General features: G+C 72.8%; 24 protein-coding genes. 17 read left to right on the forward strand and 7 right to left on the reverse strand.

Translation table 11 applies throughout. The features are described from left to right. Nucleotides 1-64: 64 nt before the first annotated feature. Nucleotides 65-1,000 (reverse strand): M56 family metallopeptidase, encoded by a 936-nt coding sequence (locus tag ACF1AG_RS19720; RefSeq protein WP_387797089.1) that lies wholly within the window; start codon nt 998-1,000, stop codon nt 65-67. A 125-nt stretch (nt 1,001-1,125) separates the two neighbouring features. Then, nucleotides 1,126-1,692: a DUF5134 domain-containing protein gene (locus tag ACF1AG_RS19725; protein WP_387797088.1), complete on the reverse strand. Its 567-nt coding sequence runs from the start codon at nt 1,690-1,692 to the stop codon at nt 1,126-1,128. A gap of 158 nt (nt 1,693-1,850) precedes the next feature. On the opposite strand from ACF1AG_RS19725, the gene ACF1AG_RS19730 reads away from it, so the two are divergent. Both ACF1AG_RS19730 and ACF1AG_RS19735 read left to right on the forward strand, forming a co-directional pair. Further along, nucleotides 1,851-3,743, forward strand: coding sequence for an FUSC family protein (locus tag ACF1AG_RS19730; protein WP_391810111.1), 1,893 nt, complete (start codon nt 1,851-1,853; stop codon nt 3,741-3,743). After that, complete coding sequence (locus ACF1AG_RS19735) at nt 3,740-4,327, forward strand: MarR family transcriptional regulator (RefSeq protein ID WP_359744838.1); 588 nt, start codon at nt 3,740-3,742, stop codon at nt 4,325-4,327. The genes ACF1AG_RS19730 and ACF1AG_RS19735 overlap by 4 nt, the downstream gene beginning before the upstream one ends. Before the next feature lie 153 nt (nt 4,328-4,480). Here ACF1AG_RS19735 and ACF1AG_RS19740 read toward each other — a convergent pair whose 3' ends face one another. Further along, a complete protein-coding gene (locus ACF1AG_RS19740; RefSeq protein ID WP_391810112.1) occupies nt 4,481-4,879 on the reverse strand; it encodes a VOC family protein in 399 nt (132 codons plus the stop codon). Between the two features lie 137 nt (nt 4,880-5,016). On the opposite strand from ACF1AG_RS19740, the gene ACF1AG_RS19745 reads away from it, so the two are divergent. Further along, complete coding sequence (locus tag ACF1AG_RS19745) at nt 5,017-5,592, forward strand: GNAT family N-acetyltransferase (protein WP_387797083.1); 576 nt, start codon at nt 5,017-5,019, stop codon at nt 5,590-5,592. Here the strand turns inward: ACF1AG_RS19745 and ACF1AG_RS19750 are convergent. Beyond that, complete coding sequence (locus tag ACF1AG_RS19750; RefSeq protein ID WP_359601637.1) at nt 5,582-6,265, reverse strand: glycerophosphodiester phosphodiesterase family protein; 684 nt, start codon at nt 6,263-6,265, stop codon at nt 5,582-5,584. The two genes, ACF1AG_RS19745 and ACF1AG_RS19750, sit on opposite strands and share 11 nt — an antisense overlap. Before the next feature lie 254 nt (nt 6,266-6,519). Between ACF1AG_RS19750 and ACF1AG_RS19755 the strand changes: the two genes are divergently transcribed. The 4 genes from ACF1AG_RS19755 to ACF1AG_RS19770 all read left to right on the forward strand — a co-directional run bounded on the left by ACF1AG_RS19755 (nt 6,520) and on the right by ACF1AG_RS19770 (nt 10,457). Then, a complete protein-coding gene (locus tag ACF1AG_RS19755) occupies nt 6,520-7,917 on the forward strand; it encodes a DUF6421 family protein (protein WP_359601638.1) in 1,398 nt (465 codons plus the stop codon). Nucleotides 7,918-7,955: 38 nt separating this feature from the next. Then, on the forward strand, nt 7,956-8,702 hold the full coding sequence (locus tag ACF1AG_RS19760) for an SDR family NAD(P)-dependent oxidoreductase (RefSeq protein WP_359601639.1): 747 nt from the start codon (nt 7,956-7,958) through the stop codon (nt 8,700-8,702). Beyond that, nucleotides 8,699-9,769 carry a low specificity L-threonine aldolase gene (locus tag ACF1AG_RS19765; protein WP_359601640.1) on the forward strand — a complete coding sequence of 357 codons (1,071 nt, stop codon included), beginning with the start codon at nt 8,699-8,701 and terminating at the stop codon, nt 9,767-9,769. Before ACF1AG_RS19760 ends, ACF1AG_RS19765 begins: the two co-directional genes overlap by 4 nt. An 88-nt stretch (nt 9,770-9,857) precedes the next feature. Next, nucleotides 9,858-10,457, forward strand: coding sequence for a transglutaminase domain-containing protein (locus ACF1AG_RS19770; RefSeq protein WP_359601641.1), 600 nt, complete (start codon nt 9,858-9,860; stop codon nt 10,455-10,457). A gap of 150 nt (nt 10,458-10,607) precedes the next feature. On the opposite strand, the gene ACF1AG_RS19775 is transcribed toward ACF1AG_RS19770, so the two are convergent. Continuing rightward, nucleotides 10,608-11,336 carry a lysophospholipid acyltransferase family protein gene (locus tag ACF1AG_RS19775; protein ID WP_359601642.1) on the reverse strand — a complete coding sequence of 243 codons (729 nt, stop codon included), beginning with the start codon at nt 11,334-11,336 and terminating at the stop codon, nt 10,608-10,610. A gap of 253 nt (nt 11,337-11,589) precedes the next feature. Here ACF1AG_RS19775 and ACF1AG_RS19780 point away from each other — a divergent pair, with 253 nt between their 5' ends. The 7 genes from ACF1AG_RS19780 (at nt 11,590) to ACF1AG_RS19810 (ending at nt 17,049) form a co-directional block, all read left to right on the forward strand. Then, nucleotides 11,590-11,943, forward strand: a complete 354-nt coding sequence (locus ACF1AG_RS19780) for a TlpA family protein disulfide reductase (protein WP_387797080.1) — start codon at nt 11,590-11,592, stop codon at nt 11,941-11,943. Between the two features lie 226 nt (nt 11,944-12,169). Next, on the forward strand, nt 12,170-12,679 hold the full coding sequence (locus ACF1AG_RS19785; RefSeq protein WP_359601644.1) for a flavin reductase family protein: 510 nt from the start codon (nt 12,170-12,172) through the stop codon (nt 12,677-12,679). A gap of 218 nt (nt 12,680-12,897) precedes the next feature. Beyond that, nucleotides 12,898-13,686 (forward strand): electron transfer flavoprotein subunit beta/FixA family protein, encoded by a 789-nt coding sequence (locus ACF1AG_RS19790; protein WP_359601645.1) that lies wholly within the window; start codon nt 12,898-12,900, stop codon nt 13,684-13,686. Nucleotides 13,687-13,747: 61 nt separating this feature from the next. Next, the gene (locus ACF1AG_RS19795) at nt 13,748-14,710 is read left to right on the forward strand and encodes an electron transfer flavoprotein subunit alpha/FixB family protein (protein WP_359601646.1); all 963 of its coding nucleotides are present in this window, start codon (nt 13,748-13,750) and stop codon (nt 14,708-14,710) included. Between the two features lie 212 nt (nt 14,711-14,922). Then, nucleotides 14,923-16,236 (forward strand): DUF6986 family protein, encoded by a 1,314-nt coding sequence (locus tag ACF1AG_RS19800; protein ID WP_387797078.1) that lies wholly within the window; start codon nt 14,923-14,925, stop codon nt 16,234-16,236. A gap of 76 nt (nt 16,237-16,312) precedes the next feature. Beyond that, nucleotides 16,313-16,810, forward strand: a complete 498-nt coding sequence (locus tag ACF1AG_RS19805) for a DUF2975 domain-containing protein (protein ID WP_359601648.1) — start codon at nt 16,313-16,315, stop codon at nt 16,808-16,810. Then, the gene (locus ACF1AG_RS19810; RefSeq protein WP_128125523.1) at nt 16,810-17,049 is read left to right on the forward strand and encodes a helix-turn-helix transcriptional regulator; all 240 of its coding nucleotides are present in this window, start codon (nt 16,810-16,812) and stop codon (nt 17,047-17,049) included. Before ACF1AG_RS19805 ends, ACF1AG_RS19810 begins: the two co-directional genes overlap by 1 nt. Nucleotides 17,050-17,547: 498 nt before the next feature. Here the strand turns inward: ACF1AG_RS19810 and ACF1AG_RS19815 are convergent, their stop codons facing one another. Continuing rightward, nucleotides 17,548-18,318: a hypothetical protein gene (locus ACF1AG_RS19815; protein ID WP_387797076.1), complete on the reverse strand. Its 771-nt coding sequence runs from the start codon at nt 18,316-18,318 to the stop codon at nt 17,548-17,550. A gap of 15 nt (nt 18,319-18,333) precedes the next feature. Next, the gene (locus ACF1AG_RS19820; protein ID WP_359604468.1) at nt 18,334-19,428 is read right to left on the reverse strand and encodes a LacI family DNA-binding transcriptional regulator; all 1,095 of its coding nucleotides are present in this window, start codon (nt 19,426-19,428) and stop codon (nt 18,334-18,336) included. A gap of 207 nt (nt 19,429-19,635) precedes the next feature. On the opposite strand from ACF1AG_RS19820, the gene ACF1AG_RS19825 reads away from it, so the two are divergent. From ACF1AG_RS19825 to ACF1AG_RS19835, 3 genes are all read left to right on the forward strand, one after another. Beyond that, nucleotides 19,636-20,589 carry an ROK family protein gene (locus tag ACF1AG_RS19825; RefSeq protein ID WP_359604466.1) on the forward strand — a complete coding sequence of 318 codons (954 nt, stop codon included), beginning with the start codon at nt 19,636-19,638 and terminating at the stop codon, nt 20,587-20,589. A gap of 99 nt (nt 20,590-20,688) precedes the next feature. Beyond that, nucleotides 20,689-20,886 (forward strand): hypothetical protein, encoded by a 198-nt coding sequence (locus ACF1AG_RS19830; protein WP_359604464.1) that lies wholly within the window; start codon nt 20,689-20,691, stop codon nt 20,884-20,886. Between the two features lie 145 nt (nt 20,887-21,031). After that, a complete protein-coding gene (locus tag ACF1AG_RS19835; protein ID WP_387797073.1) occupies nt 21,032-22,072 on the forward strand; it encodes an NUDIX domain-containing protein in 1,041 nt (346 codons plus the stop codon). The last annotated feature ends 130 nt before the right edge of the window (nt 22,073-22,202 follow it).

Consider the following 22,202-nt stretch of genomic DNA (forward strand, 5'->3'; position numbering starts at 1 on the left):
GCGGCTGGGTCGGGAGGTGTGCCCCTGCCGGTCGCGTCGGACGGTGTGCCTGGGCGAAGGCGGATCACCCCAGGGCCCTCAGGCCCGGCAGGAACGCCACGAGGACGGGGAGGGCCGGTACCAGGGATGCGACCGCGGTCAGGCGCAGGCGGCGGCCCGGGGGGAGGCGGTCGCCCGGGGTGAGCAAGCGGTGCACGCGGGCCGGGACGTGCGCCTGGGCGGTGGGGCAGGGGCCGAAGACCCCGCGGTCCTCGTTGAGTTCGACCAGGGCCAGGGCCGTGGTGAGCCGGCCGAACCGCCGTGACGCCGTGTCGTCCGCGGCGAGTTCCACCAGCCGGTGCATCTCGTCCCGGAACGCGGAGAACACCGGCACCTGCGGGAAGCCGTCCGCCAGCGCGGACGAGCAGTGCAGCAGCCAGTCGTGCCGGGCGCGCGCGTGACCACGCTCGTGCGCCAGCACCGCGTCCAGCTGCCGTCCCTTCAGACGCCGCAACGCAGCTGTCGTCACCACCAGTTGGGGCGGGGTGCCGGGCAGGCACCAGGCGTCCGGACGGTCGCCCTCCAGCACCACGAGCCGGTCGGAGCCCGGCTCCTCACCCGGCAGCAGCGGGGCCCGGCGCCGCAGTTCCGCGCGGCGTGCCCGGCGCCGGGCACGGGCCCGCGCGATCTCCCGGACCAGCATCGCCCCGCTCCACAGCCCGCCGCACGCCAGCACCACGGCGGTGACGTGCGCCCACGCGCCCGCCGTGCCGAGGGTGTACGCCTCCACGACCGCGATCGGCGCGCCGGCGAACACGTGCCCGCCGACCGCCCGCCAGGCCGCAGCCGCGCTGAACGTCATCGACAGGGCGCAGCACAGCAGCACCGCCGCGATCACGCACTGCCAGGCCCACAGGGCCACCACAGGTTCACGGTCGGGCCAGTCCGCCCGGGCGAGCAGCCGGGGACCCACGACGGCGGTCAGCACACCGAGCAGCAGCAGGACCGCGGGGAGGATCATGGCAGCAGCCTAGAAGCGCCGACGCCCCTTGCACACGGGCCCGCGCTCCGAAGTGACGCAGACAACGGTCCCGCGCTGCCGGCCGCACGGCCCCTGGCGGTCTCACGTCGACCCCTCCGCGCGCCTCACATCATCAGCAGCATCGCCACCATCGCGATCCCCATCGACAGGCGGCAGGCATGCGCCAGTTCCGGCCGGTCGCCCCACCCGCCGCCGGACCCCGCGCCCGGCCCCGTGCCCGGCCCTCCCGCCATGGCGGCCACCGGCACCAGCCGCGCGCCCGTCACCAGCACGTACGCCGTGAAGTACAGCAGCAGAGCGGCGGTCAGCGCGGGTATGCCCGCAGTGCCGTGATGCGCCCCCTGCGGGGCGGCCGCCATGACCACCGCCATGTAGACCATCGCGCCCGCGCCCACCGCATGGTGCAGATGGCGCGCGGAGGCGCGGGCCGCCCACAACGCGTGCAGCCCCGCCGCCCCGAACACCACCGCCCACAGCGGCCACGCCCACGGCGGCGGCGTGAACACCACCGCCGGCACCGCCATCGCCGCCATCCCGAACCCCATCAGCGCCTCGCCGCCCGCCGCCCGGCGCTGCTCCTCCACACCGCTGCGCATCCGCAGCAGGCAATAGGCGCCGGTCACCGCGCAGAGCGCCACCAGCAGCCAGCCGGACGACCCCGGTCCGTGCACGCGAACCCCCCTCGAACCGCTTCACCGGACGGTCAGGGGATGCCCGTGCCCGACGGCGTGTACGCGAGCGCGAGGGGGTACGCGGGGGGCTCCCGGGGGCGCGAGCTGATCCTGTCAATAATTTTTCACGAGTAAAACACCTGTTAACCTTGCTCCTCATGAGCAGTGCCACCCCCATCCCCGCGCGCGTCCGGCGCTTCCCCGTCGTCGGCGCGCTGCGCCTCGGGCGACCCTCCGACGTCTGGTTCAAGCCCGCCCTGAGCGTGGTCGCCGCCGTCGGCCCGCCCAGCCTGCTCCTGATGATGCTCGGACGGCTCGACCTCGCCCCGTACACGATGGCGGGGTCGCTGTGCGCCCTGTACGCGCACAACCGCCCGTACGCCGCCCGCGCCAAGGTGCTCGCCTGGGTGATCCTCGGCATGCTCGGCGGGCTCGCCGTGGCCCTGGTCTCCGCCTCCCTCACCCGGAACGCCGTCGTCCTGGTCACCGTCGGCGCCCTGCTGGCCGCCGTGCAGAAGGCGGTGTGCGACGCCACCCGGGTCGGGCCGCCCGCGCACGTGATCCTCACCTTCGTCAGCTCCGCCACGCTGTTCGTCCCGCAGACCCTCGGTCAGGTCCCCGGCCACCTCGCACTCGCCGCGGCGGCCGGGGCGTGGGCCTGGCTGGTGGGCATGGCTCCCGCCCCGCTTCGCCCGCACGGCCCCGAGCGGCGGGCCACCGCCCAGGCGCTGAACGCGGCCGCTGCGTACGCCGAGACCGCGCGCGGCGGCGCGGAGGGCGCGGGAGCGCGGTCCGCCGCGTACGCCGCCGTGCACGCGGCCTGGCAGACCCTCCTCGCGGTGCGGAACCGGCCCTCCACGACCCGCCGTGCCCTCGAACGCCTCGTCGTCCGCGCCGAGGTGGCCCTCGCGGCCCCCGCGGACGCCGACCCCGCCCGGCTGCGCTCCTGGGCCCGCGCGATACGGGGCACGGGCCGGATTCCGCGCACGGGGGATCCGCGCAGGGAGGACGACGGTCTGCGCCGGGAGGACGACGGTCTGCGCCTGGACGAAGTTGATCCGCGCCCGGACGGCGTTGATCCGCGCCCGGACGGCGTTGATCCGCGCCCGGACGGCGCCGGCCCGAACCTGGACGGCGCCGGCCCGCGTCGGTCGGTCGGTGGTGCGCACCTCGACGACGACGGCCCGCGCCGGGACGGCGACCTGCTCCGTGAGCGGGACGAGCTCGTCGGGGTGGCCGCCGAGCGGGCCGTCGCACCGCGTCCGCTGCGGAGCCGGCTCGGGCCGCTGGCCCCCGTCGCCGTCCGTAGCGCCCTCGGCTGCGCCCTCGCCGGCTACGTCTCCCTCGCCCTCGGCGCCGACCGTCCCTACTGGGCGCTCGTCACCGCCGCCTCCCTGTACCAGGTCAACATCACCCTCACCTGGAGCAGGGCCGTGCAGCGCGTCGTCGGCAACCTCGTCGGCGTGCTGCTCTTCGCCGCCGTCACCCCGGTCGCCCAGCTCGGCCCGCTCGCCCTCGTGCTGTGCATCCTCGCCTGCAACTTCGGCGCCGAGGCGCTCATCGGCCGCAACTACTGGCTCGGCAGCGTCTGCGTCACCCCGCTGGCGCTGCTCGTCACCGAGCTGCCCGGCTACCAGCCCACCGGCGAGCTGGTCACCGGCCGGGTCGTGGACACGCTGGTGGGCGCCCTGGTCGGCTTCGTCGCCGCCGTCGCCGTCACCAACCGGAGGGCCGGCCGGCGCGTAGAGCGGGCGCTCACCGCCGTCGACCGCGCCCGCGAGCACGCCGCCCGCCTGGCGGCCGACCCCACGTCCACGCCCGCCGCCCTGGAGGCCGCCCGCCGCGCCCTCGCCGCCACCGTGGTCGACCTGCGCGCGACCGCCGACGCCGCGGCCGGAGAATGGTGGCAGCGCGCGCTGCCGCAGGAACGGGTGGTGCTCGCCGAGCAGGCGGCACACCGTACGCTCGCGGCGACGGTACGACGCCAGGGACTCCTCCCGGACCCCGGCACCACCAGCACGTTTACGCACACGGAGGGCGCATCGCCATGACGGCGACCCAAGGGCCATCGGCCGGCGACGGTGTCACCGGCACGCCGGACACCTCGAGCACCGCGGACATGTCCGCCTCCGGGCGCGACACCGTTGCCGAGGTCGTCCGGCAGTGGCGGGCGGTCCACCCCGACCTCGACACCGGGCCCATGGAGATCATCGGCCGCATCAACCGCTGCGCGGCCCTCTTCCAGCAGGCGGAGGACGCTCCGCTGCGGAGGGCAGGGCTCACCCGCCCCGAGTTCGACCTGCTCGGCGCGCTGCGCCGCACGGGGCACGAGCTGACGCCCAGCGAGCTGGCCCGCGAGACGTTCTCCTCAGGCGCCGCCGTCACCAAGCGGTTGAAGACGCTCACCGAGCGGGGGCTGGTGGAGCGGCGTGGGGACACCCGGGACCGCCGGGTGGCCCATGTGCGGCTGACCGACGCGGGGCGTGAACTGGTCGACGGCATTCTGCCGTCGCAGTTGTCCTACGAGAACGCGGTGCTGTCCGGGCTCGGCCCGGGCGAACTCGGTGACCTGGCCGGGCTGCTCGGGGGGTTGCTGGCGCAGTTGGAAGGGCGGCTCGGCGCGTTGCGGGCGTAGGGGGGACCCGTCCCGGGGCTGTGCCCCCGGACCCCCGTCGGCCCTGGCGGGCCTCGTCCTCAAACTCCGGACGGGCTGGAAGTGGCGGGCCGCGTCCCCCAAGTGCCCGCGGGCGGAAAGGACGCCGCGCGCGTCTCCGGAGCGGAGCACCGCTCAGATCCCCGGCCGGTACCGCAGCGGGTGCTTCTCCGGGATCTGGACCAGCACGATCGGTGTCCCGTCCGGGTCCTCGATCCACATCTCGATCAGGCCCCACGGCTCCTTCACCGGCGGGCGGACGATCTCCACGCCCCGGGCGCAGAGTTCTTCCCGCGCCGCTTCCGCGTCCTCCACCTGGAGCCACAGCCGCACGTCGGGCGATCCCGCCGGGGAGGCCTGCGCGCGGCCCGAGAGCTCCAGAAAGCCCCCACCGAGGAAGTAGACCGTGCCGCGCTCCGGGCCGGTGCCGAACTCGCGGTGGACGGCGAGGCCCAGGCGACGGCCGTAGAAGTCGCGGGAGCGCTCGGGGTCGGAGGGGCGGAGCAGGACACGGCTGCTGAGTACATGCACCATGCGGCCGAGCGTAGAGGGACGGGCCGGGCACCGCCGTCCGGAAAGTGGACCGGCCCTCCGCGGGCCGGGAACCGCGCGTTAATCTCGGGCCGTCCCGCCACGTCGAAAGAGATCCGCACGAATCGAGGAACCGCGCCATGGGAACCGCCGCCGACACCGCACTGACCTACCGTGATGCCACCGACGCGGACGTGGACGCCCTCGTCGAGCTGATCGAGTCGGCCTACCGGGGGGAGTCCAGCCGCACGGGATGGACCACCGAGGCGGACATCCTGCACGGGCAGCGGACCGACCGCGAGGGTGTGCTGGAGGTGGTCGAGGCGCCGGACAGCCGGCTGCTCACCGTGGAGCGCGAGGGCCGGATCGTCGCCTGCTGCCAGCTCGAACACCGCGGTGAACACGCATACTTCGGGATGTTCGCGGTCAGCCCCGTCCTCCAGGGCGCCGGGCTCGGCCGGGCCGTGATCGCGGAGGCGGAGCGGCAGGCCCGCGAGGCCTGGGGCGTGACCGAGATGCACATGACCGTGATCACCGTGCGCGAGGACCTGATCGCCTGGTACGAGCGGCGCGGCTACCGCCGCACGGGAACGACGACGCCGTTCCCGTACGGCGACGAGCGCTTCGGCATCCCGCAGCGCGACGACCTGGAGTTCGAGCTGCTGGTCAAGGAGCTGGTCCGACCGTCGGACGGCGTCCGCCCGCTCACGCCGTGAAGCGGCCGGTGCGCTTGATCTCCGGGTAGTCGGTGGTCGCCCCGTCCAGCCCCAGCGCCCGTACCAGCCGCAGGTGGTCCTGGGTGTTGACCACCCAACCGAACACCGACAGGTCCGCCTTGCGGGCGTGCTCCACGACCTCCAGGGTGATCCGGCGGATGTTGAGGCACAGCCGCGAGGCGCCGACGGCCACCGCCCGGTCCACGACGTCCGTTCCGTAACGTCCCGCGACGAGAGCGGTGCGCACGCCGGGCACCAGGCCCCGGATCTCGGCGATCGCCTCGTCGTGGAAGGACGCGACCTCCACGCGGTCGGCCAGCCCCCGGTCGTTCATCACCTCGGCCAGCGCGCGGGCCGCCCTGACGTCCTTGATCTCCGCCTGCAGCGGCGACCGGACCGCGTCCAGCACCTCCGTGAACAGGGGGACGCGCTCGCCGCGCCCGGCGTCCAGCGTGCGCAGTTCGTCGAGGGTCTTGTCGGCGATGGCGCCCGTGCCGTCCGTGGTGCGGTCCACGCGCGCGTCGTGCATCACCACGAGCGCACCGTCCTTGCTCAGATGCAGATCGAGTTCGATGACGTCGAGTCCCGCCTCCTGGGCGGCGACGAAGGACCGAAGGGTGTTCTCGGGCTCGACGCCCATGACTCCGCGGTGACCGATGGTGAGGAAGTTCAAGATCCGACCTGCTTCCGTCGACGGCGGCGGGGGGCCGCGTCCCTACGGCCCTCTGGGACCGTATCGCCTCTGCCCGCCGCGTCCATAGGCTGAACCCGGAACGCATGGAGCGCCGCCGTACGGGGTAGCCGACAGGAAAATATGCGGTTACTACCCAGGTAAGGCAGGATATTTTCCTGAGGTACCCCTTGCTGGGAGAAACGGCCTGTGTATACGGTGCGGTGTACGCAAGGTTCTCCTGTGGAGGATGGGACATGACGGAAATTCTTGTGCAGCAGGCTGCGGGGGAGCGGAATCCTTCGGCGACCAGGGTGGTGGAGCACCCGGCTTGGCCCGTGCTCAAGGATGCCGTGGAGCGGATCCGGCCCTGGCAGTCCAAGGACGGCTCCATCGACCTCGAGGCCGAGGGTGCTCCGTCCCGGGCCGACGCGGAGCACGCCGTGCGCACCGTGATCGGCGCCGTCGACGAACTGTCCCCGCTGCTTCCGCACGACCGCGCGTACCACGAGGCCCTGGGCAAGGACCTGGCCCGATGGGCCGAGGGCGGCTTCGAGGTGCCCGACTTCCTCGACTCGCTGCTGGCCTTCCAGCCCGCCGCGCACCGCGAGGACGGCCTCGAGCACCTGGTCGTCTTCCCGATGTACACGCAGAACGGCAACCCGGACCGCAACCTCGAGGCGGTCGTGTTCCGCATGGTCTGGCCCGACTGGCTGGCCGAGCTGGAGCGCACCCGCTACGACAACCCGCTGTTCTGCGGCATCACCTTCGAGGACTTCACCGCGGGCTACGACACCAACTCCGCGGTCCTCTTCCCCGAGACCATCGCCGTGAGCGAGGCCCCCGAGCGCTTCACCTGGGGCGCCATCTTCTGCGACCGCGAGGCCGCCCGCTTCCGCCGGGTCACCGACGCCGCCGTCGGCATCCTGGGCCTCGAACTGCCCGAGGACGTCGCCGCCATGGTCCACGACCAGAAGCGCTGCGAAGAGGCCTTCGTGCTCTGGGACATGATCCACGACCGCACGCACAGCCACGGCGACCTGCCGTTCGACCCCTTCATGATCAAGCAGCGCCAGCCGTTCTGGATGTACGGCCTCGAGGAGCTGCGCTGCGACCTCACCGCCTTCAGGGAGGCCGTGAAGCTCGCCGGCGAGGGCGTGCCGCAGGCCCGCGACGTCCAGATCGCGGTCATCTTCGACCGCATGTTCCGCTTCCCGGTGACGGGCGAGCGCGTGCGCAACTACGACGGCCTCGGCGGCCAGCTGCTCTTCGCCTACCTGCACAAGCACGACGTCGTCCGCTGGACCGACAACAAGCTCTCCATCGACTGGGAGCGTGCCCCGCAGGTCACCAACGAGCTGTGCGCGGAGATCGAGAAGCTCTACCGCGACGGCATCGACCGCCCCAAGCTCGTCCACTGGTTCGCCGGCTACGAGCTGGTCTCCCAGTACCTGTCCCCGCACCCCGGCTCCAAGTGGGCCAAGGGCCCCGAGGCCCTCGACCTCTCCCTGCCGCCGCGCAAGCTCGTCGATGACGTGCTTCCGGACGAGTTTCCGCTGAGCATGTTCTATGAGGCACTGTCCAAGAAGCTGAAGAAGGTGATCGCCTCCACCCGGGGCATCACGGCGGACGGCGCCGAGCGGGTCGCCGCGTGAGCGATCTCGTCCACAACACTGCTCAGGAGGCGAGAACCATGGGGAACGGGGCGCTCGAAGGCGCGGTGATCGCGGTGGCCGGCGCTGGCGGGCCCGCCGGACGCGCGGCGCTGCTCAGGCTCGCCGAGGCGGGAGCGGTCGTCGTCGGCTCGGACAACGATCCGGAGCGGCTGGCGTCGGCCGTGGACGCCGCGCGGTACGCGCACGGGGGCGCCACGGTCACCGGTGAGACGGTCGACCTGCTCGACCTGGAGTCCACCCGCGACTGGGCCGCCCGCACCGAGAAGGAGTTCGGCCGCGTCGACGGCCTGGTCCACCTCGTCGGCGGCTGGCGCGGCAGCGAGACGTTCACCAAGACCAGCCTGGACGACTGGGACTTCCTCGAACTGCTGCTGGTGCGCACCGTGCAGCACACCACGCTCGCCTTCCACGAGGCGCTCCAGCGCAGCGAACGCGGCCGCTACGTCCTGATCAGCGCGGCCGGCGCGACGAAGCCGACCGCCGGCAACGCCGCGTACGCGGCCGGCAAGGCCGCCGCCGAAGCGTGGACGCTGGCCATGGCCGACTACTTCCGCAAGGCCGGGGGCGAGCAGGGGCCGACCTCGGCTGCTGCCATCCTGGTGGTGAAGGCGTTGGTGCACGACGCGATGCGCGCGGACCGCCCCAACGCGAAGTTCGCGGGCTTCACGGACGTCGAGGACCTGGCCGAGGCCGTCGTCGACGTCTGGGACAAGCCCGCCGCGGAAGTGAACGGACAACGTCTGTGGCTGACCGAGAAGCCGTGAACCCCCCGCGGACCGACGCGCGTCGTCATCACGACCCGGAGGTCCGCGGTTTCGCCAGCGACAACTACGCGGGCGCCCACCCGGAGGTGCTCGCCGCCCTGGCCCTGGCCAACGGCGGCCACCAGGTCGCCTACGGAGAGGACGCGTACACCGAGAACCTCCAGCAGGTGATCCGCAGTCACTTCGGGCCCACCGCCGAGGCCTTCCCGGTCTTCAACGGCACCGGCGCCAACGTGGTGGCGCTCCAGGCGGTCACCGACCGCTGGGGCGCGGTGATCTGCGCGGAGAGCGCCCACATCAACGTCGACGAGGGCGGCGCCCCGGAGCGGGTCGGCGGCATCAAGCTGCTCACCGTGCCCACCCCGGACGGCAAGCTCACCCCGGAGCTGATCGACCGGGAGGCGTACGGCTGGGACGACGAGCACCGGGCCATGCCCCAGGTCGTCTCCATAGCCCAGGCGACCGAGCTCGGCACGGTGTACACCCCGGACGAGATCCGTGCGATCTGCGAGCATGCCCACGCGCACGGCATGAAGGTGCACGTCGACGGTTCCCGGCTGGCCAACGCGGCCGCCACGCTGGACGTCCCGCTGCGCACCTTCACCAACGCTGTGGGCGTCGACCTGCTCTCGCTGGGCGGCACCAAGAACGGCGCCCTGTTCGGCGAGGCGGTCGTGGTGCTGGACCCGGACGGCATCAAGCACATGAAGCACCTGCGCAAGCTGTCCATGCAGCTCGCTTCCAAGATGCGCTTCGTGTCGGTGCAGCTGGAGGCCCTGCTCGCCCGGGACCTGTGGCTGCGCAACGCCCGGCACGCCAACGAGATGGCCCAGCGCCTCGCCGAGGGCGTGCGCGCGGTGCACGGGGTGGAGATCCTCTACCCGGTGCAGGCGAACGCCGTGTTCGCGCGGCTCCCGCACGACGTGAGCGAGCGGCTGCAGAAGCGGTTCCGTTTCTACTTCTGGGACGAGGCCGCGGGCGACGTCCGCTGGATGTGTGCCTTCGACACCACCGAGGACGACGTGGACCGCTTCGTGGCCGCCCTCAAGGAGGAGATGGCCCGCTGACCCCGCCGAATCCGGCGACATGCATAGGTATGCGATCGACCGAAAAGTCATTGACTCTTGGCCGGTCGCATACCTATGCTCCGGCGCCATGCAGCTGATCCAGGAAAACCCGGACCTCTCCGCCTACTTGGCGGCCGACGAGGCGATCGACCACCACCATCCACTGGTCCGTGAGATGTCCGCCCGCCTGGCCGCCGACGTCCACGACTCGTATGAGTATGCGCGGGCGGCCTTCGAGTACGTCCGCGACCGGGTCACGCACTCGCAGGACGCCGACGACCCCCGCGTGACCTGGCGCGCCTCCGACGTGCTGGAGCAGCGCACCGGCATCTGCTACGCCAAGGCCCACGCCCTGGCCGCGCTGCTGCGCGCCGAGGACATCCCGACCGCGCTCTGCTACCAGCAGCTCGGGGTGGCGCACGGACTGGTCGCCGTGCGCTTCCACGGCGCGTGGCACCGCCAGGACCCGCGCGGCAACAAGCCCGGTGTGGACGCCCGCTTCTCCCTCGACGGCGAGCGCCTGGCCTTCACGCCCGACCCGTCGAACGGCGAGACGGATCATCCGGTCCTGTACGCCGCACCACACCCGGCCGTCCTGCGCGCCCTCCGGAACGCCGCTGACCGGGCGCACCTGTGGCGGACACTGCCGACCGCGCTCCGACGTCCGGTCATGAACCCGGGCGCATGAGGGTGCGGCCGTCAGGTGCCGTCGCGTAGCGGGTGCGGCGTTGTGAGGGCTCGGCGCGCGGTTCCCCTGAGGGGGGCGAATCCCCGGGAACGCAGCAGGTCCCGGGCGCGTGCTTCGCACGGCTGCCCGGGACCTGCATGGACGAGCGTCTCAGCGGGCCTCCGCCTCGCGGACCTGCTCCGGGGTGGGCGCCGTGCCGCCGAGGTGGGCCGGCATCCACCAGGTGTCCTCCGGATTCTTCGGCCGCACCGGGTACGCCCGCTGCGCAGCCTCCAGCAGCTCCTGCACCCGCTCGCGCAGCTGACGGGTGATCGCGCCCGCGTACTTGTCCTTGGACGCCTCGATGGCCTCGCCCACGCGGATGGTGATCGGGGTGTGGCTGCGCTTGAAGTTGCGCGGGTGCCCCTTGGTCCACAGCCGCTGCGTGCCCCACACGGCCATCGGGATCAGCGGGACCTCCGCCTCCTGGGCCATGCGCGCGGCACCGGACTTGAAGCTCTTCAGGGTGAACGACGGGGAGATCGTCGCCTCGGGGAAGACGCCCACGATCTCACCGGACCGCAGCGAACGCAGCGCGTGCTCGTACGCGGCCTCGCCCTGCGCGCGGTCGACCGGGATGTGCTTCATGCCGCGCATCAGCGGGCCGGAGACGCGGTGCCGGAAAACCGACTCCTTGGCCATGAAGCGGACGAGCCGCTTCTGCGGAAGCGCCGCCAGTCCGTTGAACACGAAGTCGAGATAGCTGATGTGATTGCTCACCAGCACGGCGCCGCCCGAGCGCGGGATGTTCTCCGAACCCTGGCAATCGATCTTGAGGTCCCACGCCTTGAACAGGGTGCGGGCGAAGCCGATCACGGGCCGGTAGACAAGTTCTGCCATGGGCGGGTCGGAACCCTTCCTTCTCTGCCTGGGAAGGGGCTCTCCCAGTCGAAGTTACGCAGCCGTAGGTTTACGGCCTGTCGCTGATGCTGCCCCAAGAACGGCCGGTGAACCAGTCCTGGTGCCGGTCCATGGCGGAGATTCTCGTCACGTTCCGCCGGTCGACCTCGGGTTTTGCGGTGCGGGCGGGAATGTTCGCGGCGCCTGGGGCGCTGGAGGAGGTTGGACGTGACATCCAGGGCGGGAGCGGCGAGTGCGAGGCAGTGACGACACGGGACGGTCCGACGGCGACGGCGGAGCGCGCTCCGGTCTCGCGGCCGAACTCGGCGCGGAGTTGGGCGAACGCGCCACGCTGGTGCAGTTCTCCAGCGCCTTCTGTGCGCCCTGCCGGGCCACGCGCCGGGTGCTGGGCGAGGTCGCGGCCATGCTCCCCGGCGTGAGCCACGTCGAGATCGACGCCGAGGCCCGCCTGGAGCTGGTGCGGCGGCTGGGCGTCGAGCGCACCCCGACCGTGCTGGTGCTCGACGCGGGCGGCCGGATCGTGCGGCGCGCGGCCGGACAGCCGCGCAAGGCCGACGTGATCGCCGCCCTGGGCGCCGCGCTGTGACGGTCGTTGCGATCATGGTGAGACATCTCCCATCCGCGGGGGCCCGCTTGACGCTGCGCGCTCGTTGTCGTCAGCCTGACACCAAGTCGTCGGGACCGTCGGGACTCCCTCGCCGCCGTCGGGTACCCGGTCCCCTCCCGGCCGATGCCCGCGTCCCGCGTGGGCCGCGGCCGGGCCGGTGAGCAGCCGCGCACCCGCTCGTAACCCCTCCCAGAAGGACTTCTTCATGACGGCAACGTCCGACCTCGGTGCGGCCCGGCCCGCCTCGCCCGACCTGCTGCGGTCCGTCTTCCGCCGGCACCCGGCGGGAGTCGCGGTGGTCACGGCGCGCGGCCGTTCCGGTCCGGTCGGCTTCACCGCCACCTCCCTCGCCTCCGTGTCCGCGGAGCCGCCGATGCTGTCGTTCGGCGTCTCCACGGGCGGGTCCAGCTGGCCCGCGATAGCGGAGACCGGCCACGTCGGCGTGCATCTGCTGGGCGAGCACCAGCAGGACCTCGCGGCCACCTTCGCGCGCCGGGGCGCCGACCGCTTCGGTCCGGGCACGGCGTGGCGGGAGGGGCCGGAGGGCGTGCCGGTGCTCGACGACGTGCCCGCGTGGATGGTGTGCCGGGTGGCGGCGCGGGTGCCCGCGGGAGATCACCGGATCGTGGTGGCCGAGGTGCTGCTCGGGGACCCCACGGGTCACGGCCGTCCCCTCGTCTACCACCAGGGACGCTTCGGCGGACTGCCCGGCTGAAGCGCGGGGAACGCCGGTCGCGGGCCGGAGGAGTTCCGGTTACGCTGCGTTGCGAAGGTCACAGTTCAAAGCGCTTGCTTAGCGGGCAGGAACTGAGTGTACTGACGAGTAATATTTCGGTCGGAGCGTGGGTCGCCCCGACCGGGACCGCCCGCTTGAGGCGCCTATGCTGCCTGCAGGCAGGCAGCCAGAAATGACGATGCAGTAGGAGAGCCGGCGTGAGCTTGAGGATCGTTGTCACTGTGAAGTACGTGCCCGACGCCACTGGCGACCGGCACTTCGCCGATGACCTGACCGTCGACCGTGACGACGTGGACGGTCTGCTCTCCGAGCTGGACGAGTACGCGGTCGAGCAGGCGCTGCAGATCGCGGAGAACTCGGACGACGACGTGGAGGTCACCGTCCTGACCGTGGGTCCCGAGGACGCCAAGGACGCGCTGCGCAAGGCGCTGTCCATGGGCGCCGACAAGGCCATTCACGTCGAGGACGACGACCTGCACGGCACGGACGCCATCGGCACCTCCCTGGTGCTGGCCAAGGCCGTCGAGAAGGCGGGTTACGACCTGGTCGTCTCCGGCATGGCCTCCACCGACGGCACCATGGGCGTCGTCCCGGCACTGCTCGCGGAGCGCCTCGGCGTGCCGCAGGTGACGCTCCTGTCCGAGGTCTCCGTCGAGGACGGCAAGGTCACCGGCCGCCGTGACGGCGACGCCGCCTCCGAGCAGCTCGAGGCCTCCCTCCCCGCGGTCGTGTCGGTCACCGACCAGTCGGGCGAGGCCCGTTACCCGTCCTTCAAGGGCATCATGGCGGCCAAGAAGAAGCCGGTGGAGTCCTGGGACCTCTCCGACCTCGACATCGACGAGGACGAGGTCGGCCTGGAGAACGCCTACACCACGGTGGAGTCGGCGTCCGAGCGCCCGGCCCGTACCGCGGGCACGATCGTCAAGGACGAGGGCGAGGGCGGCAAGCAGCTCGCCGAGTTCCTCGCGAGCCAGAAGTTCATCTGAGCCGCAAGGCACGGCTCGCTTCCCGCCCCTCATACTTCGCAAGCAGGAGAGAAGAAGTCCCATGGCTGAAGTTCTCGTCTACGTCGACCACGTGGACGGCGCCGTCCGCAAGCCGACCCTGGAGCTGCTGACCCTCGCCCGCCGCATCGGCGAGCCGGTCGCCGTGGCGCTGGGCAACGGCGCCGGCGACACCGTCGCCACGCTCGCCGAGCACGGCGCGGTCAAGGTCCTCACCCACGAGGCCGCCGAGTACGCCGACTACCTGGTCGTGCCGAAGGTCGACGCCCTCCAGGCCGCTCACGAGGCCGTCTCCCCGGCCGCCGTGCTGGTCTCGTCCTCCGCCGAGGGCAAGGAGATCGCCGCCCGCCTGGCGCTGCGTCTCGGCTCCGGCATCATCACCGACGCCGTCGACCTCGAGGCCGGCGACGAGGGCCCGGTGGCCACCCAGTCGGTGTTCGCCGCGAGCTACACCACCAAGTCCCGTGTGTCCAAGGGCACCCCGGTCATCACGGTCAAGCCGAACTCGGCCGCCGTGGAGGCCGCCCCGGCCGCCGGCGCTGTCGAGTCCCTGAGCGTCTCGTTCTCCGAGCAGGCGACCGGCACCAAGGTCACCGGCCGCACGCCGCGTGAGTCGACCGGCCGTCCGGAGCTCACCGAGGCCGCGATCGTCGTCTCCGGCGGCCGCGGTGTCAACGGCGCGGAGAACTTCTCGATCATCGAGGCCCTCGCCGACTCGCTCGGCGCGGCCGTCGGCGCCTCGCGTGCCGCCGTCGACGCCGGCTGGTACCCGCACACCAACCAGGTCGGTCAGACCGGCAAGTCGGTCTCGCCGCAGCTGTACATCGCCAACGGCATCTCCGGCGCGATCCAGCACCGCGCGGGCATGCAGACCTCGAAGACCATCGTGGCCGTCAACAAGGACGCCGAGGCCCCGATCTTCGAGCTGGTCGACTTCGGCGTGGTGGGCGACCTGTTCGACGTCGTCCCGCAGCTGACCGAGGAGATCAAGACCCGCAAGGGCTGATCACCCCCGGAACACCGTCCGAGGCCCCCGCGACCGCACCGGTCGCGGGGGCCTCGGCGTGTTCCGCCGGGCCCGGTGGCGGGGCGGGCCGGCCCGTAGGACGGTGTTGACCGGCACGGAGACCGGCGGATACCGTCCTTCAACGAATTGTTGAATCCGTATCGCGGAAACGCGGAGCCGAGATCCGGGTCGCGGACGTCTGGGAGGGTGGCATGGGCCAAGGGCAGCAGGAGCGGGTGCCGACGAGTCTGGCGGGCGCCGTCGCCGAGGAGGTCGGTGCCTCCCTCGCGCCGGTCGACGCCGCACTGGAGCGCCTGTATCCCGGCGATCCCGGCACCCGTCAGCCCGTCCACACCGTGTACGTTCCCGGCGACCTGTTCACCGCGGACACCGTGCGCGAGTGGGGCGACCAGGCCCTCGCGTCCCTGGACGAACACGCCCCCGACGCGGCGTCGTTCGGCGCCGTCCTCGGGATGGACGACGCCCTCGCCGAGGACGTGTACGCCCGGGTCCGCGCCAAGCTGGAACGCGAACCGGTCGAGGACCTGCGCGTCGACTTCGAGGACGGCTACGGCCACCGCCCCGACGCCGAGGAGGACCAGACCGCCGCCCGTGCCGCCCGGCTGGTCGCCGAGGCCGCCGCGCACGGCACGCCGGCCACCGCGGCCCCCTGGACCGGCATCCGCATGAAGTGCATGGAGGCGGCCGTCCGCGACCGAGGCATCCGCACCCTCGACATCTTCCTCACCGGCCTGACGCGGGCCGGCGGACTGCCCGACGGTCTCGTCCTCACCCTTCCCAAGGTCACCTACCCCGAGCAGGTCACCGCCATGGCCCGGCTGCTCGACGCCTTCGAGAAGACCTGGGGCCTCGAGCCCGGCCGCATCGGCTTCGAGATCCAGATCGAGACCAGCCAGTCCATCCTGGCCGCCGACGGTACCGCTACCGTCGCCCGCATGATCCAGGCCGCCGACGGCCGTGCCACCGGACTGCACTACGGCACCTTCGACTACAGCGCCTGCCTCGGCGTCTCGGCCGCGTATCAGTCCTCCGACCACCCCGCCGCCGACCACGCCAAGGCCGTCATGCAGGTCGCCGCCGCCGGCACCGGCGTACGGCTCTCCGACGGCTCCACCAACGTGCTCCCGGTCGGCCCCACCGCGCGGGTCCACGACGCCTGGCGCCTGCACCACGGCCTCGTCCGCCGCGCCCTCGCCCGCGCCTACTACCAGGGCTGGGACATGCACCCCGGCCACCTCCCCACCCGCTACGCCGCCGTCTTCGCCTTCTACCGGGAGGGATTCGTCACGGCCGCCGCCCGTCTCCGCCGGTACGCCGAACGGTCCGGCGGGGACGTGATGGACGAGCCGGCCACGGCCAAGGCTCTGGCGGGACACCTGCTGCGCGGGCTCGACTGCGGGGCCCTGGACGAGGCCGAGGTGACGCGGGAGAGCGGCCTGGACCGCCATGGGCTCGAGGCTTTCGCCTCACCCCGGCGAGGGGGCCTCACGGTCTCGGCGCAGTGAAGGGCCGACCGCCCGCGATTGCGCTGGCTATCGAAAATCGATAGATTCCCATCGTGCTTCGAGTGGAGGAGTGGCGATGGGACACATGACCGTGCTCGCGCTGCGCGCGGTGATCGCGGCGCTGCTGGCGGGCTCCCTGGCGGTGCAGACGCTGATGGTGCCGCTGCTGGCGAGCGACCTGGAGGGGCTGGACGAGCAGTACGCCCACGTGCGGACCCCGCTCCTGGCCGTCGTCGTGCTGATCGTGCTGGCCGCCCAGACCGTGCTGATCTGCGTCTGGCGGCTGGTGACCATGGCACGCCGCGGCACGGTCTTCTCCTACGCCGCCTTCCGCTACGTCCACGTCGTGATCGGCGCGTTCGTCGCCGCGGCCCTGCTGGTCTTCACGCTCGGCGCGCTGCTGGCGCCCGGGGAGGCCGTGGCGCCCGGCGTCGTGCTGCTGGTCGGCGGGGTCGGCCTGGCGATCGTGGGCATCGCACTCGTCGTGCTCGTCCTGAGGATGCTGCTGGCCCAGGCCGTGGCGCGGGAGCTGGAGGCGTCCCGGATGCGCGCCGAACTGGCCGAGGTGATCTGATGCCGATCGCCGTGGACATCGACGTGATGCTCGCCCGGCGGAAGATGTCCGTGGGCGAACTCGCCGAACGCGTCGGCATCACCCCTGCGAACCTGGCCGTCCTGAAGAACGGCCGGGCGAAGGCGGTCCGCTTCACGACGCTCGCCGCGCTGTGCGAGGTACTGGAGTGCCAGCCGGGGGATCTGCTGCGGTACGAACCCGACCACGCGCCGGCGGAACCGGCGGCGAACCCGGCGTAGCGCCTCGGCTCCGCCGGCGCCTCGGCCGCCTGGGGTGAGTCGAGGGACCGTCTGCTCCAGGGCGCGTGCCGGTGTCACGCGCCCGCGTGGGCGCCGCGGGAGCAGTACAACGGCGCCCGCGCGGGCGCCGTTGTACTGCTCCCGGCCGTGACCGTGCCGTTGCCACGGCAGCAGCGGCTGTCCACGGCTCGGGCCGGGGCGGCCCCGAATCGCTTCACCGGCCGCGCACGGACCGGTCGGGGCAGCAGGCAGCGACCCATGAGGTGCGCTCACCGCCGCGCACGGACCGGTCGGGGCGACGGCGACCCATGAGGTGCGCGTCGCGCGCGGGCGCACCCCTCGGCCTCAGTGCCTCCGGCGGCTGCCGCGGACGCCGCCGGGCGTCAGCCGGGCCCCGTCGCAGTCCGGGCCGAGGGCGGCCGGTCCGTCGCGTGTCCTGTCGGCTGTGCGGCGTCGGCCGTCTGCGCGCGCCGGACGCCTCGCGCAGACACAGGGGCGCTAATCCCGGAACGGCGTACGGGCCCCGTCCAGGGCCGAGTACCGCTCCAGCCCGCCGGCCGTCACCAGCCCCTCCTCGGCGAACAGCCGTGTCCCCTTCTCGCAGAGTGCGCGGTCCGCGGACGCACGGGCCGCGAACTCCTCCGTCGTGGTGCCGAACAGGCTCCGCAGGCGGGGGAGTGTGGCCAGGAGGTTGGTCAGGAGGGGGCGCTGGCCCGGGTTGGTGCGCGGGGCGCCGGTGCCGTCGTGGAGGACGCCCCGGCGGTTGACGTAGGCGTACGCGCCGGGGAGCGTGCTGCCGTCGGGCAGTTCGATGCGGACGTCCGGCGCGGGCAGCCAGGCGCGGCGGAAGTTGCCGTGAGGCAGCGGAACGCCCTCGCTCGCGTCGATCACCGTGAGCTGCCGGGCGTCGAGCCAGATCACGAACAGCTCGCTCACCCGGCCGGGTCTCGCCACCGGCGCGTTGGACACGTAACCGGGGCGGCTCACGTGAGCCGAGACGCCGATGCCCACGCCCGTCACCCGCGACCGCACCATGGGCAGCGGCGCGACGATCCCCGACTCGGCCATCTTGTGCCGCAGCTGTCCGGGACAGGCGTTGGAGCCGATCGAGATCACCGGCACCCGGTCCTCGAACGCCCACCGGTCCAGCGGCAGCAGCCGGTCGCCGTCGAGCAGCCCCGACTCGCGCGGCCAGGCGCCCGGATACTCCAGCGGATGCTCGCGCGGCACCCCGTCCAGCCCCAGCGCACGCAGCGTACGGTCCTCCACCGGCGCCGACCCCGCTCAGTCCGCCGGGGGCAGTTCGCCCGAGCCGCGGGTGATCAGGCGGGTCGGCAGCTCGATGCGCTCCGGGGCGATCAGCGTCCCGTCGAGCTGGCGGAACAACCGCTCGGCGGCGGTCCGGCCCAGGGCGGCGGCGTCCTGCGCGACGACCGTAACCCCGGGCTTCAGCAGATCGGCCAGCTCGATGTCGTCGAAGCCGACGAGGGCGACAGGGCGGGCCTGCTCGGCCAGCACCCGGATCACCGTGACCGTCACCCGGTTGTTGCCGGTGAAGATCGCGGTGACCGGCTCGGGCCCGGAGAGCATCTCCCGCGCCGCCCGGCGCACCCGCTCGGGGTCCGTGACGCCCAGCGACATCCAGGCGTCCGCCACCGGTATCCCCGCGTCCTCCATGGCGGTGCGGTAGCCGCGCAGCCGCTCGGCCGCCGTGTGGATGCGGGGCATGTCACCGATGAAGCCGATCCTGCGGTGCCCGTGCGAGATCAGATGGCGCACGCCGTCGCGCGCGCCGCCGAAGTTGTCCGACACCACCACGTCCGCGTCGATGTGCCCCGCCGGACGGTCCACGAACACCGTGGCGACACCGGCCTTGATCTCCGGCTCCAGGTAACGGTGGTCGTCGCCGGCCGGGATCACCACCAGGCCGTCCACCCGGCGGGCGCACAGCGCCAGCACCAGCTCCTGCTCACGGTCGGCGTCCTCCGCGCTCGACCCGTTGATCAGCAGGGCGCCGTGGGCGCGGGCCACCTCCTCCACGGCCCGGCTCAGCGGGCCGTAGAACGGGTCCGCGAGGTCCTCCAGGACCAGGCCGATGCTGGCGGTGCGGCCTTTGCGCAGCACCCGCGCGCTGTCGTTGCGGCGGAAGCCGAGCGCCTCGATCGCCTCCTGCACCCGCCGCTCGGTCTCCGGCGTCACGCCCGGCTCGCCGTTCACCACCCGCGAGACGGTCTTCAGGCCGACCCCGGCACGGGCGGCCACGTCCTTCATCGTCGGACGGTTGCCGTATCGGGTCCCTGGGGAGCGGTCGGTGCGGCGGGTCGTCTCCGGCACGATGCGGTGTCCTGTCCTGTCGGCCACGGGGATGCGTGAGTCCATGGGTTTGTATGAGGATGTGGCGTCGAGCATAGAGCCTGGACAACGTTGTCAGCGTCGGGAGACACTGTCCGACGCACACTCCGGCCCGCACCTCACCGCTCGACCGGGCCGTTGGTCGTGCTCCATGTGTTGCCTCCTGGTCGCGCATGGCCGTTTCCAGCGTGTTCTCTGATGGTTTCCGACGGTTGACGGGGAGATCCGACTCTGATGCACACCGACCTCGTGGCTGCGCTCGACATCGGCGGCACCAAGATCGCCGGCGCGCTGGTGGACCGTGAGGGCCGGATCCTGGCCCGCGCCCAGCGGCCGACCCCCGCGCGGGAGGACGGCGACACCGTCATGGCGGCCGTCGGGGCGGTGATCGGAGACCTCTCCGCCTCCTCCCTCTGGGCGCGCGCGGGCGCGGTCGGCATCGGCAGCGCGGGACCCGTCGACGCCTCCGCCGGCACGGTGAGCCCCGTGAACGTGCCCGCGTGGCGCGACTACCCGCTGGTCGCCCAGGTGCGGGACGCGGCCGGCGGGCTGCCCGTCGAGCTGATCGGCGACGGGGTGGCCATCACGGCCGCCGAGCACTGGCAGGGCGCCGCCCGCGGCCACGACAACGCGCTGTGCATGGTCGTCTCCACGGGGGTCGGCGGCGGCCTGGTGCTCGGCGGGCGGCTGCACCCGGGCCCCACGGGCAACGCCGGCCACATCGGCCACATCAGCGTGGACCTCGACGGCGACCCGTGCCCGTGCGGGGCGCGCGGCTGCGTGGAGCGCATCGCGAGCGGTCCCAACATCGCGCGGCGCGCGCTGGAGAACGGCTGGCGGCCCGGCCCGGACGGCGACACCTCCGCCGCCGCGGTCGCCGCCGCCGCCCGCGCCGGAGACCCGGTCGCCGTGGCCTCCTTCGAGCGGGCGGCCCGCGCCCTCGCCGCCGGAATCGCGGCCACGGCGACGCTGGTCGAAATCGACATCGCGGTGATCGGCGGAGGCGTGGGCAAGGCGGGCGAGGTGCTGTTCGCTCCGCTGCGGAAGGCGCTGACCGAGTTCGCCACGCTGTCCTTCGTCCGGCGCCTCACGGTGGTCCCGGCCCAGACCGGTACGGACGCGGGTCTGGTGGGGGCGGCAGCGGCGGCGCTCATGGGGCGCACGGATGCGGCGGTGGCGGGGGTCTGAGGGGGCGGCCGGGCTCTGCCGCACCCGGCCGGGGACGGTCCCGGGGCCGGGTACGAGGAGGGGCGTGACCCAACGGCCCGTTCCACAGTTGAGCCGGGCATGAAGAAGCGCAGCATGCTCGCCATCGCCTCCCTCGCCACCGGTTTCGTCGTCGCGGCCGTCACCCCGTCGCACGCGCTCACGGAAACCCCCGCCCTCGGCGCGCTCGACGTCGAGGACACGCTCGGTTCCCTCGACCGCACGGTCGGGGAGAACAACACCCTGGAGCTGGACATCGACCGGGACGGCAACGCCTGACGGGCCCCACGCAGCGTCGAAGGCGGCGCCGGCACCCCTCCACGACGGGGCGCCGGCGCCGCCTTCACGTGTTCTCAACTCGATCTGGTTTCCGTGGCAGGGTGGAACGGGCAAGCCTCAGGGGGCCAACAGAAGAGGGGGAACCGTGATCGTCTGGATCAACGGGGCGTACGGTGCGGGGAAGACCTCCGCCGCGCGCGAACTGATCGAGCTGATCCCGAACAGCACGCTCTTCGACCCCGAGGTCATCGGCGGAGCACTGGACCGGCTGCTCCCGCCCAAGCACCTCGCCGAGGTCGGCGACTTCCAGGACCTCCCGATCTGGCGACGCCTCGTGATCGACACCGCGGCCGCGATGCTCGCCGAGCTCGGCGGGACCCTGGTGGTCCCCATGACCCTGTTGCGCCAGGAGTACCGCGACGAGATCTTCGGCGGTCTCGCAGCCCGGCGCATACCGGTCCGCCATGTCCTGCTCGCCCCGGCCGAAACGATCCTGCGGGAGCGGATAGCCGGCCGGGAGGTCCCGGAGGACCTCCCTGACGGGGAGATACGGGTGCGGCAGTGGTCGTACGACCACATCGAGCCGTTCAAGGCGGCGCTCGCCGCCTGGCTCACGGCCGACGCCTACCCGGTCGACAGCGGCAGTCTCACCCCGCGCGACACCGCCCGCCGCATCGCCGAGGCGGTCGGCAGCGGGGAGGTGCCCGCCTGCGACATCGTGCAGACCCCCGAGCCGACGGCGGAGACCGTCGCCGCGGGGGTGCTGCTCTTCGACGAGCAGGACCGGGTGCTGCTCGTCGACCCGACCTACAAGGCCGGATGGGAGTTCCCCGGCGGGGTCGTCGAACGCGGCGAGGCTCCCGCCCGGGCGGGCATGCGGGAGGTCGCGGAGGAGACCGGCATACGTCTGGCCCACGTGCCGGCCCTCCTCGTCGTCGACTGGGAGCCGCCCGCGCCGCCCGCCTTCGGCGGACTCCGGCTGCTGTTCGACGGCGGCCGCCTCGACTCCGAGGACGCCGGCCGCATGCTGCTGCCCGGCCCCGAACTCCGCGCCTGGCGCTTCGCCTCGGAGGCGGAGGCGGCACACCTGCTGCCTCCCGTCCGCTACGAACGCCTACGACGCGCACTGCGCGCCCGCGAACGCGGCCGGGCGATGTACCTGGAGGGCGGAGTGCCGGTGGGGTGAGGGGACTTACGGTCCCAGGCACCGCCGTTTCCCGCGGTGCGCCTGACGCCGACGCGCCGTGTGCCTGGTCGTCGCCGTCGCCGAGCCGCGTTGCGCGCGCATGTGGGGACGTGGGTCCGCCGGAACGCCG

Origin of the sequence: Streptomyces sp. NPDC014764 (assembly GCF_043082785.1) — a bacterium.
In the GTDB taxonomy this organism is placed as follows: domain Bacteria; phylum Actinomycetota; class Actinomycetes; order Streptomycetales; family Streptomycetaceae; genus Streptomyces; species Streptomyces althioticus.